This is a genomic window from Pseudoalteromonas sp. S3776 (genome assembly GCF_005886915.1).
In the GTDB taxonomy this organism is placed as follows: domain Bacteria; phylum Pseudomonadota; class Gammaproteobacteria; order Enterobacterales; family Alteromonadaceae; genus Pseudoalteromonas.
The window spans coordinates 1-287 of sequence record NZ_PNCU01000151.1; the positions used below are offsets into that span (position 1 = coordinate 1).

General features: G+C 40.8%; 1 protein-coding gene. It reads right to left on the reverse strand.

Annotated features, from left to right (window positions below):
- Positions 1-287, reverse strand: a 287-nt coding sequence (locus CWC16_RS19490) for a GGDEF domain-containing protein (protein WP_138542693.1), incomplete at both ends; no start/stop codon positions are given.

Sequence of the window (287 nt, forward strand, 5' to 3'; positions counted from 1 at the left end):
CAGTATCTGTTTCTCGCAGTGTTTTGCGTAGTAAGTCTGAGATATGGCGTATAGCCTCATCTCCACCACTGTGGCCGTATTCATCATTAATTCGCTTAAAGTGGTCAATATCAAACATAAGCAATGCGCTTTGGCCTTGATTACGTTTTAAACGCTTAAACTCCTGCTTTAGGCTCTCTTCCCAAAAACCGCGATTATGCAGCTGGGTTAAACTGTCTGTACGGCTGATTTTTTCTAATTGTTTATTCAACGACTCAAGCTCTAATTTATTGATTGCTTCGTCGGTT